Below are 16,064 nucleotides of genomic sequence, written 5' to 3'. Positions count from 1 at the left end.
TCACCTTGTGTTTACTAATCATATGAATTTATAATTGGATTGTACTATTCTATGAAAGGGGAAAAAATATGGGGAAGAAATTACGCAATATATTTACTATTGTAATTGCCGCCTTAGGAATTTTTGTAGCAGCGTTATGTTTTAATTCTACTGAAGTTTCTGCGGCAGCTTACACTAGTGAGGATTTGATTTCCAGTGCGCAAATAATCAGTCAGGACAAGACTTATTCCTATTCGAGCACGGTCGGCGTCCAATATAACTGGGATACCACTGGTACCGGAATCAAGCTTGCAGCGGGCGATACCATAACTATGGAATTACCTGACGAATTGAGAGCTAAAAGTAATGCCGGTGTTCCATTCGATTTTCATGACGAAGCTGGAAACGTTATTGGCCAAGCTGTTGTGAATAAAGATAATACTGTAACAGTTACCTTCAATGAAAACATTGAAAAGTTCGATGATGTTAAAGGTAGTATCACTATCGGCAACGGAATTGGTGTTAGTGATTCCGCAATTGTTGGTGATAACCAAGTTGAGTTCCCAACGATGAATGGTAATCAAACTAGCAACATGACTGTTATTGAATCAGAAAACAATATCAGTAAAAAAGGTACATTAGGTACTGATGAAAATGGTGACCACATCATTACTTGGACAATTCTTGCCAATAGACGTGAACTCGATCTCAACAACATGAACGTTTATGAAGATGTAACCCAAAGAGATCCAAACTTGGAATACATCAAGGGTTCTGTTGTTGTTAACAAGGCTCATTGGATTGGAAACAACAAGTACGAAAAGGATGAGGTTGTTCCTAGTGGACAATACGGATTAACTGAGAATGATAAGGGATTCCATCTCAATGTTCCTAATTCAGAAAACCAAATGTATGCCATCACAATGAAAACACGTGTACCCGCTGATCTAGCAACTAACGGTGAATATGTTTTTAAAAACCAAGCACAAATAACTTGGGGTGTACCTGGTTCTGATGGTGAGACTCCTCGTGAATCTGCCAGCGGTAGTGTTACCTCTGATGTAAGTGGTGGTAACTCTGGTTCTGGCTCTGGTAACGTTTATGGTGCTGTTAGATTGACAAAGATAAGTGATGACAGTGAAAATACCTTAGCTGGTGCTGTTTATGACTTATACCAAGTTGGTAATGACATACCAATTCAAACTGGTTTGACAACTGGTACAAATGGTCAAATCAATGTTTCTAATTTAAAACCTGGAGATTATTACTTCAAAGAAACGACTCCTCCAGATGGTTACCAATTGAATGATACAGAAATTCCTTTCAGAATTTCTGGAGATACCAGTACACCTATTTTACTTGAAGGTGAAGATGACCCAGTTGGTGAACCATTAGGATCAATCATCATTCAAAAAATAGATTTACATACTGGCGAAAAATTACCAAATGCAACATTCGTTATTAAAGGTACTGATGCCAATAATCGTAGAGTCATTAAGACAGTCACAACTGACGAAAATGGTATTGTACATGTATCTGACCTACCATACGGCCACTATAGTGTGAAAGAAATCAAAGCTCCAGATGGTTATTCGCTAAACGATAAAACATTTGAGTTTGATATTACACCTGATGACCCTAATCCTAACTTGATCACTTTTGAAAATGAAAAAGATGACGAAGAATTAGTTGATGGTAACTTCTCAGCATCCCTTGTAAAATTCGATACCGATGAAATGGAAAATGATAACTATATTGGTGTCCCTGGTGCTGTCTACGGATTATATGATGCCGACGGTCAACTAATCGGAAGTTATATGACTGATAAAAATGGTCATATAACTGTTAGTGATTTAGTTCCCGGAAAGTATTACTTCCAAGAAACATTACCTCCAAATGGTTATGACATCAACGATGACAAAATTGAATTTGAAATCACAGATTCCGATATCGATCTTGGTCATTTAATTACTTCTGATCCTAAGATAACAACTGGCGGTGGTGGTGATGGTGAAAATCCTGACACCGACGGTAATGGCGACAAAGACGGCGGTGACGGCGATGAAAATCCCGATACTGACGGTAATGGTGGAAATGAAGGAAACAATAATGGTAATGAAGCGGCGGTGATGGTGGCTTGATCACTAACCCACTCGACTGATGATAATAATGGTAATAACAATGGCGGGGGAATCACTAACGGTGGTTCTACTGATCCATCAAGTCCAAAACCTCCATATGAAGGCAATACTGATGAATCACAAACTTACCTACCACAAACAGGTACTCAATCAGGTATCTTGGCTACTATTGTTGGATTGTTAGCATTAACAAGTATTCTTTACTTCAGACGCCGTAAAGCATAAAAATAAGAGATTGAACTTTTAAAAAGTTCAACCTCTATTTTTTTAGTTAATTTTACCCTTGACTATAACGTTACGATACAGTTTAGAATGACTAAGTGTTGAAACAAAGTGATAAAAAATGTGGAAGAAGGAATTTGAAATGTCACATCCTAATAAAAAATTTAATAACGTGCAAGAATGGCTCGGTATCCCCTACGGTACTGCTAGCCGATTTCAAAAAGCTCAAATTGTTCCATTTGAACCTAATCATGAATATAGTCAAAGTGGACCAGCATCATTACAATTAACTGATCCTGCTTTTTTAAATTCTGACAAAGGTGAAAGTGAAGACTGTTTAAATCTGAATATCTGGGCTCCAGATAATGTCCAAGAAAAACTACCAGTTGTTGTTTATATCCATGGTGGCGGTTGGACTTACGGCGCTAATTCTCAAGATACGTCAGACCTATCTGGCTTAGTCGCTAGCGGTAAGGTTATTGGTGTTTCAATTAATTACCGACTTGGAGCGCTTGGTTGGCTTGAGCTATCACAATACGGTGGAAAATTTAAAGACGCCAGTAACCTAGGCTTACAAGATATCGTTCTAGCATTAAAATGGATCAACCAATATATTGGATCATTTGGTGGTGACCCCAACCAAATCACTCTTACAGGTCATAGTGCTGGTTCATTTTCACTGTTAACACTCTTAGCTGTACCTGAAGCTGATGGATTATATAACAAATTAGCAGCATTTTCTGGATATGCCGCACGTTATATCCCAGCCTGGTGGGCTGAAGAATTAGCAGATAAAGTTTTAAAAACACTAGAGCTAACTTCACCAGAACAGTTATTAACAGTTGATCCAAAATCACTAATTAAAGCAGTCAATCAAGTTTTGCCAACTGACGTTTTGAAACGTGGAAATCTAGACACAATTTCCATTGGAATTGTTGACGATGAGTTCTTACCAAACGGCGTTTTAAAAGCTAATCCTGCTGATGTTATTAAAAGTGGAAAACATAAAGATATTGACTTAATAATAACTTCAACAACTGAAGAGGCAAGTTGGTATGCAGCTAATATCCCAGATAATGTTGATCCAAAAACAATCGAAGCCGTAATTGATGAAATGGTTTATGACTGCCATATTCCACGCAAACAGGCTGAGGCAATTGCCCTACATTGTGGAGCTGGTAAAGATACCCCTCTAAATGTCAGGACTCGTTTCTTTACAGATTATAATTTCACCTTACCAGCTATCCGAGAGGCACATGATCATGCTCAAGCTGGTGGACGCGTATATCAACTAAGTGTTGGTCCAGCCGAAGGTTCACCTGCTTATCATGGTACTGATATGTACGGTATTGTCGGCCAATCTGCACCTGACGCCAGTCAAGAACAATTAGACCGTGATAACTTTATCAGTCAAACATTACTTAACTTTGCTACTGATCATCATGAAAAATTATGGTCACCAGTGAAAAAAAATCAATTAATCATCAAAGATATTGGTCAACGACCTTATAAAGGTGTTGAACACGCCAAAACTGTACTAGAACTATTTAAGGGTATTCCTCGTCCATAATTAATATTTATAAAAGGGTGTTATAAACATCCTTTTTTATTTGTCCAAAATAGATTTCAAAAGAGAAAAATAAATTTTGACAAAGAAATTTTCATTTTTTTCAAAAGACATTATTTGCGTCATGTTCGCAACTTTCTTTTATCAATTTAGTATTCAGGCAGTTAACCCACTAATGAATGGATATGCCCACAATCTAGGAATCAGTAGTGCTTTTGCCGGTATCATTGTGGGAGTTATGAGTATTACTTCAATGTTATTAAGACCTTTTGCCGGAAACTTAACCGATCGAATTTCTAAATATCGCTTGGCACTAATTGGAGGTAGTTTGTGTGCAATTAGTGATTTTGGATATCTTTTTGCTTCCAGCGTACCTTGGTTATTAACTTTTAGAATCATCAATGGTGTAGGTTTCGTCCTATGTACTGTTTGTCTGGCAACCTGGATGGCATTCTTAGTTCCACGACAACATCTTGGAGCAGCAATGGGGTATTACGGATTATTAAATGCTCTTGCAATGGCGATTGCTCCGGCCCTAGCAATCAGTGTCTATCAAATTCTAGGATATAAATTCGTTATAATGCTTGCGGCCTTAAGTGCTGTGGCTATGATAGTTGTAATACAATTAATCAACAACCGTGCAAAACCTTCTATTAAGTTAGAAGGCCAACACTTTAAGATTATTCAATGGGATGCATTACCAGTTGCATTAATTTTTTCACTATTATCTATTCCCTACTTCGTTACTCAAGCTGATATTGTCATGTATGCTCAAGAACGTCATTTGAATATTACCGTAAGTCTATTCTTTTTATGTTACTCACTTGCTTTGATTGCTATTCGGATTCTACTAAAAAATTATTTTGACACCATTTCATTTGGCATTTGGTTTTCTATCTGCATAATTGCAACGATTGGTTATATCATCCTATTAACGATAATGCAAAACAACTTTGAAATGATTTTAGCAGCTGGATTAATGGCAGTCGGTTTTGGAGTCATGGTTTCTGTTTCCCAATCAACCGCCCTCTTATTAGCTCCCTTAGAAGAACAGGGACTTGCCAACGCAACTTATTATTTAGGAAGCGATATTGGTATGTCGCTTGGACCCATCATCGGCGGAATCCTACCAACTGTTTTTCCACTCAAATTCTTTTACCCAGTGATGTTGCTCGTCGTGCCTTTAACAGCAATTCTCTACTTATTTAATCGTCGTAAACTCAACGCCGCGGTACAATCCAATTAAGACCACATTATCACTTGCGTTATATGACAATTCTCAATAGACTAAGATAATCAAAACATCAAAGGTGGATACCAATATGAGAAATGTAATCTTTTACGGAGCAGTTAGTTTAGATGGTTATTTGGCTGATGATAATTATTCTTTAGATTGGCTCTTCAAATACAATGACGAAAAAATCATGAAAGAAAGTTATCAACCGTTCTTTGAACAAGTCGATACTGTGATCATGGGCAGAAAGACCTACGACGACCTAATGAGAATGTCAGACGAATTCCCTTATCCCAATACTGAAGTATTTGTACTTTCTCATCGAAAAATTGATTCTAAATATGTTAAACAAACAGATAAACCAGTTGATGAATTAGTTAAAGAATTAAAGGAAAAGTCCGGCAAAAACATTTGGATCGTTGGTGGCGGTCAAATTGTTTCATCCCTTATCGAACATAATTTAATCGACACCATACAGATACAAATAACGCCCGACTTATTAGGGTCAGGCGTCAAACTATTTCAACATATGAATCATGCCTCAAGATTTCAAACAATCTTTGCTAAACAGTACGGTGAATTAATTGACATCAAATACCAACTAAAAAGCCCCACCGCCTGATCCGCCACCGAATCCACCGGAGCTTCCTCCTGAAAAGCCACCTGAACCACCAGATACACTGGAGTTAGCCGAGTGACTAGATGAGAATGCTCCCGAAAAGGCTCGATCAAGATTCATACCATTACTCATACTGCCGATGCCCCAATAGTAATACATCATACCAGGGTTGGCTTCGAAGGCTTCTGTACCAAACTTGAGTTTGAGAGCTTTAACAACTTTTTTAGAAATACCGAAGGCGACTGCATATGGAAGTATTTGTTCCCACAAAATCAAATCGCCAACTTCAGCAAGATTCAAATCATCGACATCTTCAAACATTCGTCTGAAAGCCTGTAATTCATTGGCTATCTGCTCACCATTCTCCGTATAATAACTTATTTGCCTTCTTATAAGTAAATACCCTACCCATGCTATTAAAATTGTTATAATGGATATTATGGACATTGGCACTAACCAGCTTTTGACGAACAATGAAGACAACATAATTGTAATTACCATTAATACTGACACAAATATCGCCGAACCTAATAATCGAGAAATAGTATTCTTGTTATTCGTATCAATATATTGATTGCTGTGCCGCGCAGCTCGTTTCTTCCAGTCTCCAAATTCGTTGTATAATTTGCCCTTCTTGTCTTTTTTAGCAAATTTATTAATCTCTTTAATTGTGACACTAGTACCATCACCGATAGTTTGGATCATAAACTTAATCAATTCATCCTGTGGAGTTTTAAGCGCAGTGATTCTAAAGGTCTTGTCCTCTTTATCGATCCTCAAATTACGCCTGTTAACTTCAACCAAAACATCCCCAGTAAATCCTTTACTATCGCCATCATTAGCTTTTTGCAGAATAATATTTGCCATGCTTGGAGCCACATCTGGCGCATCAAACCAATGGTGTAATGGTGTTGGCATGGGATGTTTGTTTATTGGATACTTGACTAGTTTATAATAATTCAAAGCAAAAATTATTATAACTAGGAAAACAATCATTCCGATAAACAACTTGGTCAATCGACTTGGCATTTGCCTCTTATAGTTAGCCTCCTGGGCTAGCTTTTTTTCTTGCGCTAGAATTCTATCCTTCGCATTTTTATTAACTGTATTTTGATTTAACGATGTCACACTAGTCGGAAAAATAATATGACTCTCGACTGAATCACCCGCATCGACCCTATCAGCCGTCAAAATAACCTGGCCATTGTCTTTATTGACTTTATTAAAGCCATTCAAGGTGCCATGTGCCCAGGCACGCAAAGACTTAATATTATTAGTCGGTAAATTAATAGTGATTTTGACATTATTCAAATCATGATCCCAGCCACCACCAATGATTTTCCAATTCAATTCAGCGATGTCACGATAATTAGTAATAACGCCATATAACTTGTACTTATAAACAAAAGTAATTTTTTTATTAGATACAGCATGATAAACCTTTAATTTCATATTATCCGCTGTCTTATCAACTGAGAAAGTATCATTGGCTTCAGATGTTGATTGCTTAATATCAGTTATGCTATCTCCATCATGAACCATAATTTCTGGGTCTCCAACTCCCCTAATCCCTTTGAGAGCTTGATTGTAATAAACGCCATGGAAACTTCCAGCAAAATTATAAGTAACATTTTGCGTCATTAAAGCATCGCCTTGCTGATCAACATCAATATTGACTGTGTAATTCGTAATCTCATAGTCGCCATCAGCTTTAACATTTGTTTGAAATAAACCAATAGATAAGACAGTTATTAGAGTCAGCCAAATACTTACAATAATTTTTTTCATACAAACCCCTTATTAAAAAAATCCACTACAAATCTTGTAGCGGATTTCAATTTATAATAATCTTTGTAACCACGACTTATTCAAGAACTCTTTCCAATAAGTTGAGGATTGTTGTAATAATGCATCATTCGATAAGACATACTTGCGATAAGGAACATGATTTGGTAACTGTGCTTGTCCAGATAAGAATCTTTCATTCTGAACTCTAACCATATTAGCATGATAATTGGCAGTCATCTTGTATCCAACGCTAACTGCGCAAAGTGCTAAAACAACCACCAAAACAGTTTTAAGATTCTTGATTACTGATTTATTAAAATAACTAGCAGCCTTCAAGACATACAATATCGCTGCAATATACAAAAAGACATATGCAGTAAAGAATTCACGTGAATTGATAGGTGAAATAATGATGATAAATGGAGATATCAATGCAAAATACGTGAATAAACTGAAATACAAAACATAATTCTTTTTAGGCTTGAACAAATATATCGTACAAAAAATCAAGAATAACCAGTACAAAATCGTCATTACACCATCGACCAGAGTAACTCTAGTACTCAAATTACGATACATAAAGAATTGATCATAATTATGACGACTCAACCAAAAGTTAATAACCAAATAGTAAACAATTAAAAATATTGAAGCAAGATTGATCATCCACTTCATTTTACTTGTGTGCTTCAACTTGTTAGTAGCAATAATAATAATTGCTACTAACAATGCTATGTTCACGATCAAGTTCAATGTGTTAAACCAATAATGAGTGATATAAAAATAATTATTTATAATTCCATGAATATCAAAATTGGTATCGCGATATGTTGATTTCTCATGATAAGCTGGATGGCTGAACATAATAGCTGCTGAAACAATTGCTCCCAACAAGTAACTACCCTCAAACCATTCAAAATTAGAATGATAAACATATCTACCGATCAGTATAACAACCACACCAATAAAAATCTGATAAAGAGTTAGATGTTCAACGAACAATCCTCCTATAAGACTCATAAAGAACGCATATACGGCTAAAAGGATGGGGTTGTATACTTTATTACCATCGTATAAATCCTTGATAAACGTCAAAAATAGCAGCATCAGAGCCAACGGTGGAATATAGTTTACAAAGCCAGCATTCCAAGCCAAAACTGTACTGATATAGCCATCTTGAAAAGTAAAAATGAACAATCCACTTAATACCAACGCCAACTTCGACTTACCGGCTAACTTCCAAATACACCAAATCAATAATGTCCAAAAAACTGCATATGCTAGCATGGCGACCAGTAAATGATGAACCGTAAAGATCTCTGAAATGTTACCGATCCAACGGCCATTGCTACTACCACCATAAATCTTCTGTGGTCCATAAAAGCCATGATTCATCAAATACCTACCCTGAGCTCCACCCCAGAAAAAATCATCACCTGAAGGTATCACTAAGAATCTAAAAATAAAGAAATAAATAAAAAACTATCGGGAAAAATATCTTTTCCCAACCCTTACTAGTTTTACTTTGCATAAGGTTCCTCCAAAATCAAAATACCTCTTACAGTATAACCTATGAGATTGATTATTTGCAGAAACAAAAAAGGCAACCTAACAATAAGTTAAGCTACCTTAGATATGATTATTAGTCAGTCCAGATTTCTTTGGCACGATTGAATGCTGACCATGCCTTAGGCCATCCAGCATAAAATGACAAATGTGTTATTTCAGCAACGGTCTCTTCCTTTGTAATACCATTTTTCTTACCGATTCTTAAATGAGCATCCAATTGCTCCAAGTTACCGGCAGAAATAATACTTGCAATAGTGATCATTGATCTGTCATGTGCTGACAATTCGTTTTCCTTGCTCCATACTTCACCAAATAATACATCATCATTTAACTTAGCGAATTGAGGTGCAAAATCTCCAAGTTGTTCTTGTCCTGCAGTTTGTTTTTTCATATTGTCTAATTTCCTCCATTTTGACTTAATCTTCTTAACAAAGAACATTAAATCACTTGAAGTTAACTTTAAGTCAATAGAATATCGATATTATTTTTTTAATATCTAAAAAACGTTATTTATGTGTTATACTAAAGTGTACTTACGGATTGGTCCCGTCAGTACAACTATGTAACATCGAGTCGTCTGTTCTCAGCAGGCGGCTTTTTTGTTTGTTCAAAACTACTAATTCCATAAATAAAGGTGCTCGAAAAGTGTCCAAAATACCTTTTTCCATTATTTTAAAGAAAAATAAAAAAGCCAGAACACTGATATATCAGCATTCTGACTTTTATAATTTCGACTTTTTAAGAGTTATACTCTTGTAATACCGGTGATCGGGGTCAACCATCGTTGGTGCTGTAAAGCTAAGGTCGCTCGATGTGCCAAAAGTGTGCCATTTTAGAAGCCCACACATAATAGGAAAAAACACGTCACACTTTTTAAATAAATTTATTGCACAGGAATCTTATGATTTCTGTGTTTTTTTATTGTCCAATTCTAAATCATCTAAATCTGAAAGGAAATCAAAATACATATTCTTTTGAGCCATCACAGTAAACATTTCAGTGGCTGCCATATGAACTGGTATATCACCATTCTTTTGTTTCTTAGATATTCTAGAACACTCAGTATCAGCAGTGTCATATAGATCTTGATACTTCTTTTTAAACAGCATTTGTATTAATAATTTCCTTGACTATACACTGTTATCAGTGTATTATAATAAGTGTAGAGAGGAGGTGGTAAGAGTGAAAGGCAAGCACCAAAAAAGCCATGATGAAAATAAGTTGTTAGTCAAATTAGGGTTAATTGCAGTAATCCTAGAAATCATAGACCACATACTTGATATTACATCAAGGCTCAAGTAATGACACTAAGGTAAGAGGCAAAGCCTCTTGCTTTGTGTATCCAAATTATAACATGCCTTTACTCTGATATTATGAAATTTACTACTAAGAGGATACTTCAAATATTATTGATCATTCTTATAATAATTACATCCATTTCCATAATATTAAAATTATGGAATTTAATTTAGGAGGAAAATTATGACAGAAAAGTTAACTGAAGCACGTATCAAAGCCAACAAAAAATGGGACGAGAATAATAAGGTTCGTCTGGGATATTTGAGACACAAGGCTAGAGCTAAAAGCTTTATTTCTAAGGATCCCAAACCAGGTGCTACTAACCATGATGAATATCTTGAGGATTTATTAGAAATAAAGAAAATGGTAACTGATAGAATAAAAGAAATTAATCAATAATATTGCTCAACCTATTTAACTTGCTTATATAAATCGTACTGCCACTCATATGAACTTTTCTTACCACTAAGAAAAACAAATATAAAAATTGAAAAAACGAAAAAAGCCAAAAGACCACTTGAGGATTCTTTTGGTTCTTCTATACCCACTGATAGATAAATCTGCTTTTTTCAAAACAAATATGGATGCTAACAAGAATAAAGCGGATACCAGACTAGTAACCAAAAAAACACTGTATAAAAAACCAACAACATTCATCATAAAAGTATTCATTATAATTCTCCTATAAAAGTATTTATATACATGATACACAAAAAGCGCATAAATCACTTTAGCAATTGTGATTTATGCGCTTTTTTATTAATTATTTAAAAACTATTCTATCCATTAAACCCTGATCCTTGAGCATATTGAATTGGAATATATTCATCAGTAGCAACCTTATAACACAATCCAACGTTAGGAACGTTGGTCAACTTATCTGAAGTCTTCCACTCACTACCACCTTTGAACGTTTGATTAGAGTCTTTGATAGCTTGTCCTTCTGAGTTATAAGCATTAACACCGTAATCAGAACGATAGTTGATGACTAGCTTATCTTTGAAGGTCGTAATTGCTTGTGGAATCAACGTATCAACGCCAATCACATAATAAGGTCGGTCATTCACCGCCACAATACTTGCTGAAATCCAATCTGATCCAGAGATGACATTTGTTCCAATATTAGCCATTCCTTTACCATTAAATGTTGCATATGCTTTATAGTCATTTCCTTTAACTGAAACAACATTACTAATCGATGCACGTGGATCAACTTTTGCCGCTTGATCGGCTGTATAGAAGTTCGTATAGAGTTGAGACACATCAAAATTTCCATAGCTGCCTTGAAATTTATATGTACTCCCCCACTGCCAACCATTATTAGAGCTATACCAACTCTTGCCACTAGCATTGTACGGATAACTCGCAATCCAACCAGTTCCAGTGGGAACAACAAATCGGTTATTTACCCAACTACCCATGGTATAGACGTCACTTCGATAACCGTACTTTGCAACTTGGTTCATAAAAGCTTTATTATTAGCATTCATTTGAGATTTAGTTAATCCAGCTTGTGAACCATCCTCAACATCGGCAACTAGTACTGCGCCTATCGGTAATCCATCTTGTTTAGCCAAAGCACTAGCATAATCAGCCTCAGCCACTGCTTGGAATTCAGTCTTATATTTAGCATAGTGATATCCATTGATATATAATCCAGCGGCTTGAGCAGTTGAGATGTTATTAGCTGCCGTATAGTCGTGATAATAAGTACCCTCACTGATTTTAGTAACCACAGACTTAACGCCGTAGTTATTTCTCATATCTACAAAGTAGCTGTAGTCATATACCCATTGTGATTAGATACATCAACCATATCGGTACGAGCAGCATCAACATTAATACTGAAAAAAAATAGGCCTGCTAAAAGCAGACCTACCATATAAACTAATTTACATTTCATTTATTTGTTACTCCCGATTCTTTATAATCACTCTTAACGTCTTTGACCCCAGTGAATAATCCCGCGGTGAAACCACCCACTAACAAACCAGCTAACACTGCTTGCCCAATATTGGCATCTTTGTAGATTAATGCAACTCCTACCGCAATTAATACGCCTAATCCCATCGATACGAATGGCATATATTTTGATGGCAAGATGTTGTTCGTCTTAATCACTTGTGTAATTCCTGAACACAGTGCTGCAACGATCGTTAATTGTACTGCATCGATTAAATTCAATGACTGAATCCATTCCATTATTTGCCTACCTCGATTTCATTTAGTTTATTTTTCAAATCTCCCATTTGCCTGGTAAGTGAATCAACTACTTTCTTCTGTTCAATTAGTTGAAAAGTTAAATCTGACACCTGGCCCTTTAATCCATCACGTTCTTCTGTTGTTTTATCCAATCGCTCAAATAATTCTTCAATATGATCAGCGTATATTCCTTCACTATTATTCTTATTCTTTAATTGCTGTAGCCAGACACCAAAGAGACCAGTAATGAATGCACCACCTAATGCCGAAATCACAACTTTGAATGTCTCGATCACCTGGCATCACTCCAAAATGCTTCAAATAATATTCTTATCACAATAAAGAAAGTGAACACTGTACTGAAATGTGGAATCATGACCGGTGCTGCCAAATCATGAATTAGAAACATTATGAAATAAAACGACCAAATAAATAATAGTAGGAACACAACGATATCTCTGACAGATCCCTTTAGTTCACCACAACTAGCAATCATTGAATACAAACCGACCAGCACCAAAGCAATTGCAATCTGAGGCGCATCAATGTTCGTAATGAAGTCAGGTGGCCTGCCAATGAAGTCATCGGTTTCCAAGAATAAAATTCCCAAAGCAAAAACTTCAAATCCTGTTAAGAACCAAAAATGATTCTTTCTTAAATATCGCAATTTAATCACCTCTTTAAATTAAAAAAGCTAGTCTCTCGACTAGCTAGCAACGTAATCTTCTCCAGTGATCTCTTTGTATTGATCAGCGGTCAATGTATTAGCTTTGACATAATTCTTGATACTGTCCTTGGTACGTGTACCCCAACCTAATTGTAATTTTAATAGAAATACCATATTAGTTTCCTCCTGTTGTTGATTGTAATTGTAGATTTGTTAGTTCAGTGATTGACTGTTTGATGCTTTCGATATCTTGACCTTGAGCCATTAGCATACTGGTTAATTCTGTTTGTGATTTTTGATTTTCTTCATCTGGCGTTAGTTGTGATGATACGTGAACTAACTTGTTATCAAATTGTCGTACCGTCCATAAATACATTTCACTAACTAAAAAGGATGGATCACTTTCAACTAGTGTCCAACCTTTAATCTTTGATTGTTTTTCTGCAGTTTTTGAATCTGCAAAACCGATTATGGATCTAAATGAGTCCATCATTACTGCAATTTTCATTAAGCTTACCTCCTAATATCCTTTTACATTTTCAATATCAATACTTAAAGTTGAAGTCCCAGGATTGGCATTAATGAATAGCTTGATTCTTTCAATAGAAACCCCACCATCAATAACAGTTACAAATTTCTTTGTAATATCAGGATTGTATATAGTTTTTATTGACATTGCAATAACTTTAGGACTCCAATAATATGAACTGCCATCTGAAGTCCAATTATCAGTAGTATTGAAACTTTTAACAGTGCTCAAATCGACAAGCTGTTTAGATAAATCTACTGTATTACCATTTATCAAATCAATTTTATTTACTTTTATACTCTTTGGAAATTGAATATCTGAAGCTTTAAACCTGCAATAAGGCATTCCATTTTCGAGGCTAATAACAATATAATCACTAAATGTTATACTAATTCCATTTTTTATATTTTCAAAAAAGTTTGTAACACCATTAAAAACAACGTCTCCGGTTGCTGATCCATCAAACAACGACATATCAGGCAATGGAATTACAGATTTCTGTGTTGAAAATGTAGCAATCTTATCAACTATGACTTCATAATTAGCACCTGTGGCACCACTGCTTTCTCCATCGTTGTCATATCCCAATAACGTTTCAATTGAGATTGTCTTATCAGCATTGAAAGTAAGTAGCAACCTAGGAGCTTTTACGTTCTTTCCACTTAATCCCTCGCCAATGCCGTTAATTGGAATTGATACTTGCTTATCAACGACCATATCACTTGCCTTAATATAGATAGGGTATGGTGAAGTTGTGGTAAAATATCCATCTTTCAAGATATTAGCGGTATCGTAATTCAAAGGCAGATCGGTAACATCACCTTTCTCACCAGCTGTGAATGCTGTCTTCTGTAGATGAACTAAGAATGTGATACCATCACCAACCATGTTCATCTTTGATCCAACATCTCTCAATAATGTTGCTGATGTGACAGTTGACGGATCACTTGGACCTTTCCAAAGTAGGTATCTTTCTGTAATCTCACCATTGACCAATGATCCAGGATAGTAATCCACTCCAGCACTTGGGTGATCACCGCTATCACCAGTATCTGTATTTCCTCCACCAGAACCGTTGTCAAAAACAACTACACCATTCTCATCTGGCAAATAGTTCTTATCCCCACTTCGAATAACCTTAATATTCTTCTTATCACGTTTTCTCGAAGCCACAATAAATTCTGAAAGTTTATTAGCCATTTGTATCCTCCTTATTCCAATCATCGATCACAGCTTGAGCATCAGCAGTTATCGAATCATCAACATTGATATCACCATTACTGATCAAACTAATTACCTCAGTTTTTAAATTATCCTTAGTGATCAAGTTTGCCTGATTGATCTGAGCCTTCAAATTAGCAAGCGAAGTATTCAATGTTGTCTCAAAGTCTGATTCTTTACCCTCAAGCTTGTCTAAATTAGTACCTAACTCATCAAGCTTCTTCTGTTTCTCACCAATTTTATTCTCAAAATCAGCTAGAGTTGCATCGATTTTTTCTTTGTAATTATCCAAAGCATCCATAACTACCTGATCAAGGAAATTAATCATATAACCAGTGTGTTTGTATGCTGCAGCTGTTAATTCTCCAATATTAAATAGAGCACGTTGCATTTCTGAAATGTAAAATGCCATAGGACGTGGGAACGCCACGTTATTAGAAATGATATGCAAATCAAAGTCCAACGTGATGGCACGTGTAACACGGTCTTCACTTTCAATAACCAACTGGACTGTATGATACTTACCAGCAGTCAACGCTACTGCTTCCTCAGGCTTCCAATCAATTTCACCAATATTGGCATTAGTGGTATCAAGCCCTTCATCAGTTGAAATCAAATGCCACTGACCGTCATATCCTCGAACTGAGAACATCTTATATTTAGACAAGTCCGCAGGACCACTTTCATCCCAAACATGCATATGAATAGCATATGAACTAGCTTCGCCTTGACGTAGGTACGCTACCGGTAGAATTCTAGCTTTTGTTGCAGGATTATAAATATTTTGTGGAACTAGATGATTACTTTCATCATCTGTTTGCGCCTTTGGTAGATAGAATGCTTTTTGATGTCCCATATAGAACAACAATGGCTGCTCGAGCGGAATGTCAGCATTAATCTTGTCATATGGTTCTTGGTGATCCGCATCGTTATCACTATATGCCAAGGGTGGTAACATTGGATCTTGCGTTTGTGAGTCTTTAATATCGTCTACCATTTAATTACCTCCTTTTATTTGTCCCAATCG

18 protein-coding genes are annotated in these 16,064 nt (G+C 36.0%); 6 read left to right on the top strand and 12 right to left on the bottom strand.

The window, feature by feature from the left end; all coding sequences use genetic code 11:
• Positions 1 to 68: 68 nt before the first annotated feature.
• The 5 genes from JCM14932_RS10085 (at position 69) to JCM14932_RS10070 (ending at position 5,765) form a co-directional block, all read left to right on the top strand.
• A complete protein-coding gene (locus tag JCM14932_RS10085; protein WP_025024747.1) occupies positions 69 to 2,120 on the top strand; it encodes a SpaA isopeptide-forming pilin-related protein in 2,052 nt (683 codons plus the stop codon).
• Positions 2,121 to 2,171: 51 nt separating this feature from the next.
• A complete protein-coding gene (locus JCM14932_RS17680; protein WP_081776151.1) occupies positions 2,172 to 2,345 on the top strand; it encodes an LPXTG cell wall anchor domain-containing protein in 174 nt (57 codons plus the stop codon).
• Positions 2,346 to 2,484: 139 nt separating this feature from the next.
• Complete coding sequence (locus JCM14932_RS10080; protein ID WP_025024746.1) at positions 2,485 to 3,912, top strand: carboxylesterase family protein; 1,428 nt, start codon at positions 2,485 to 2,487, stop codon at positions 3,910 to 3,912.
• 76 nt (positions 3,913 to 3,988) lie between these two features.
• On the top strand, positions 3,989 to 5,155 hold the full coding sequence (locus JCM14932_RS10075; RefSeq protein ID WP_025024745.1) for an MFS transporter: 1,167 nt from the start codon (positions 3,989 to 3,991) through the stop codon (positions 5,153 to 5,155).
• A gap of 76 nt (positions 5,156 to 5,231) precedes the next feature.
• Complete coding sequence (locus JCM14932_RS10070) at positions 5,232 to 5,765, top strand: dihydrofolate reductase family protein (RefSeq protein ID WP_025024744.1); 534 nt, start codon at positions 5,232 to 5,234, stop codon at positions 5,763 to 5,765.
• On the opposite strand, the gene JCM14932_RS10065 is transcribed toward JCM14932_RS10070, so the two are convergent.
• The 4 genes from JCM14932_RS10065 to JCM14932_RS10050 all read right to left on the bottom strand — a co-directional run bounded on the left by JCM14932_RS10065 (position 5,745) and on the right by JCM14932_RS10050 (position 10,228).
• Positions 5,745 to 7,550 (bottom strand): DUF2207 domain-containing protein, encoded by a 1,806-nt coding sequence (locus JCM14932_RS10065; RefSeq protein ID WP_025024743.1) that lies wholly within the window; start codon positions 7,548 to 7,550, stop codon positions 5,745 to 5,747. The genes JCM14932_RS10070 and JCM14932_RS10065 overlap by 21 nt on opposite strands.
• A 51-nt stretch (positions 7,551 to 7,601) precedes the next feature.
• Positions 7,602 to 9,026 carry a DUF6056 family protein gene (locus JCM14932_RS10060; RefSeq protein WP_304515685.1) on the bottom strand — a complete coding sequence of 475 codons (1,425 nt, stop codon included), beginning with the start codon at positions 9,024 to 9,026 and terminating at the stop codon, positions 7,602 to 7,604.
• 166 nt (positions 9,027 to 9,192) lie between these two features.
• A complete protein-coding gene (locus JCM14932_RS10055) occupies positions 9,193 to 9,510 on the bottom strand; it encodes a carboxymuconolactone decarboxylase family protein (protein ID WP_025024741.1) in 318 nt (105 codons plus the stop codon).
• Between the two features lie 508 nt (positions 9,511 to 10,018).
• Entirely contained in the window at positions 10,019 to 10,228 is a 210-nt protein-coding gene (locus JCM14932_RS10050) for a hypothetical protein (RefSeq protein WP_025024740.1), read from the bottom strand.
• A 373-nt stretch (positions 10,229 to 10,601) separates the two neighbouring features.
• On the opposite strand from JCM14932_RS10050, the gene JCM14932_RS10040 reads away from it, so the two are divergent.
• On the top strand, positions 10,602 to 10,817 hold the full coding sequence (locus JCM14932_RS10040) for a hypothetical protein (protein ID WP_025024739.1): 216 nt from the start codon (positions 10,602 to 10,604) through the stop codon (positions 10,815 to 10,817).
• A 380-nt stretch (positions 10,818 to 11,197) separates the two neighbouring features.
• On the opposite strand, the gene JCM14932_RS16035 is transcribed toward JCM14932_RS10040, so the two are convergent.
• From JCM14932_RS16035 to JCM14932_RS09995, 8 genes are all read right to left on the bottom strand, one after another.
• Positions 11,198 to 12,181, bottom strand: coding sequence for a GH25 family lysozyme (locus JCM14932_RS16035; RefSeq protein ID WP_051528112.1), 984 nt, complete (start codon positions 12,179 to 12,181; stop codon positions 11,198 to 11,200).
• A gap of 136 nt (positions 12,182 to 12,317) precedes the next feature.
• The gene (locus tag JCM14932_RS10025) at positions 12,318 to 12,620 is read right to left on the bottom strand and encodes a holin (RefSeq protein ID WP_025024738.1); all 303 of its coding nucleotides are present in this window, start codon (positions 12,618 to 12,620) and stop codon (positions 12,318 to 12,320) included.
• Positions 12,620 to 12,916, bottom strand: coding sequence for a hypothetical protein (locus JCM14932_RS10020; protein ID WP_025024737.1), 297 nt, complete (start codon positions 12,914 to 12,916; stop codon positions 12,620 to 12,622). Before JCM14932_RS10020 ends, JCM14932_RS10025 begins: the two co-directional genes overlap by 1 nt.
• The gene (locus tag JCM14932_RS10015; protein ID WP_025024736.1) at positions 12,913 to 13,287 is read right to left on the bottom strand and encodes a hypothetical protein; all 375 of its coding nucleotides are present in this window, start codon (positions 13,285 to 13,287) and stop codon (positions 12,913 to 12,915) included. Before JCM14932_RS10015 ends, JCM14932_RS10020 begins: the two co-directional genes overlap by 4 nt.
• Before the next feature lie 39 nt (positions 13,288 to 13,326).
• Complete coding sequence (locus JCM14932_RS16380) at positions 13,327 to 13,461, bottom strand: XkdX family protein (RefSeq protein WP_081776149.1); 135 nt, start codon at positions 13,459 to 13,461, stop codon at positions 13,327 to 13,329.
• A 1-nt stretch (position 13,462) separates the two neighbouring features.
• Entirely contained in the window at positions 13,463 to 13,795 is a 333-nt protein-coding gene (locus JCM14932_RS10005) for a hypothetical protein (RefSeq protein ID WP_025024735.1), read from the bottom strand.
• Positions 13,796 to 13,807: 12 nt separating this feature from the next.
• Entirely contained in the window at positions 13,808 to 15,016 is a 1,209-nt protein-coding gene (locus JCM14932_RS10000; protein ID WP_025024734.1) for a hypothetical protein, read from the bottom strand.
• A complete protein-coding gene (locus JCM14932_RS09995) occupies positions 15,009 to 16,034 on the bottom strand; it encodes a hypothetical protein (protein WP_025024733.1) in 1,026 nt (341 codons plus the stop codon). The genes JCM14932_RS10000 and JCM14932_RS09995 overlap by 8 nt, the downstream gene beginning before the upstream one ends.
• Between the last annotated feature and the right edge of the window lie 30 nt (positions 16,035 to 16,064).

It is taken from the genome of Companilactobacillus nodensis DSM 19682 = JCM 14932 = NBRC 107160 (assembly GCF_000615905.1).
Lineage (GTDB): Bacteria > Bacillota > Bacilli > Lactobacillales > Lactobacillaceae > Companilactobacillus > Companilactobacillus nodensis.
The sequence above is the reverse complement of the archived record's forward strand: the minus strand, read 5'-3'. Positions and strand labels throughout refer to the sequence as shown.

Excerpts from the sequence above, each read along its gene's own strand:
- JCM14932_RS10025 (WP_025024738.1), bottom strand. The coding sequence starts at position 12,620 with ATGGAATGGATTCAGTCATTGAATTTAATCGATGCAGTACAATTAACG.
- JCM14932_RS10080 (WP_025024746.1), top strand. The coding sequence starts at position 2,485 with ATGTCACATCCTAATAAAAAATTTAATAACGTGCAAGAATGGCTCGGT.
- JCM14932_RS16035 (WP_051528112.1), bottom strand. The coding sequence starts at position 12,181 with ATGAGAAATAACTACGGCGTTAAGTCTGTGGTTACTAAAATCAGTGAG.
- JCM14932_RS09995 (WP_025024733.1), bottom strand. The coding sequence starts at position 16,034 with ATGGTAGACGATATTAAAGACTCACAAACGCAAGATCCAATGTTACCA.
- JCM14932_RS10065 (WP_025024743.1), bottom strand. The coding sequence starts at position 7,550 with ATGAAAAAAATTATTGTAAGTATTTGGCTGACTCTAATAACTGTCTTA.
- JCM14932_RS10000 (WP_025024734.1), bottom strand. The coding sequence starts at position 15,016 with ATGGCTAATAAACTTTCAGAATTTATTGTGGCTTCGAGAAAACGTGAT.
- JCM14932_RS16380 (WP_081776149.1), bottom strand. The coding sequence starts at position 13,461 with ATGGTATTTCTATTAAAATTACAATTAGGTTGGGGTACACGTACCAAG.
- JCM14932_RS10070 (WP_025024744.1), top strand. The coding sequence starts at position 5,232 with ATGAGAAATGTAATCTTTTACGGAGCAGTTAGTTTAGATGGTTATTTG.
- JCM14932_RS10005 (WP_025024735.1), bottom strand. The coding sequence starts at position 13,795 with ATGAAAATTGCAGTAATGATGGACTCATTTAGATCCATAATCGGTTTT.
- JCM14932_RS10050 (WP_025024740.1), bottom strand. The coding sequence starts at position 10,228 with ATGCTGTTTAAAAAGAAGTATCAAGATCTATATGACACTGCTGATACT.
- JCM14932_RS10085 (WP_025024747.1), top strand. The coding sequence starts at position 69 with ATGGGGAAGAAATTACGCAATATATTTACTATTGTAATTGCCGCCTTA.
- JCM14932_RS10040 (WP_025024739.1), top strand. The coding sequence starts at position 10,602 with ATGACAGAAAAGTTAACTGAAGCACGTATCAAAGCCAACAAAAAATGG.
- JCM14932_RS10055 (WP_025024741.1), bottom strand. The coding sequence starts at position 9,510 with ATGAAAAAACAAACTGCAGGACAAGAACAACTTGGAGATTTTGCACCT.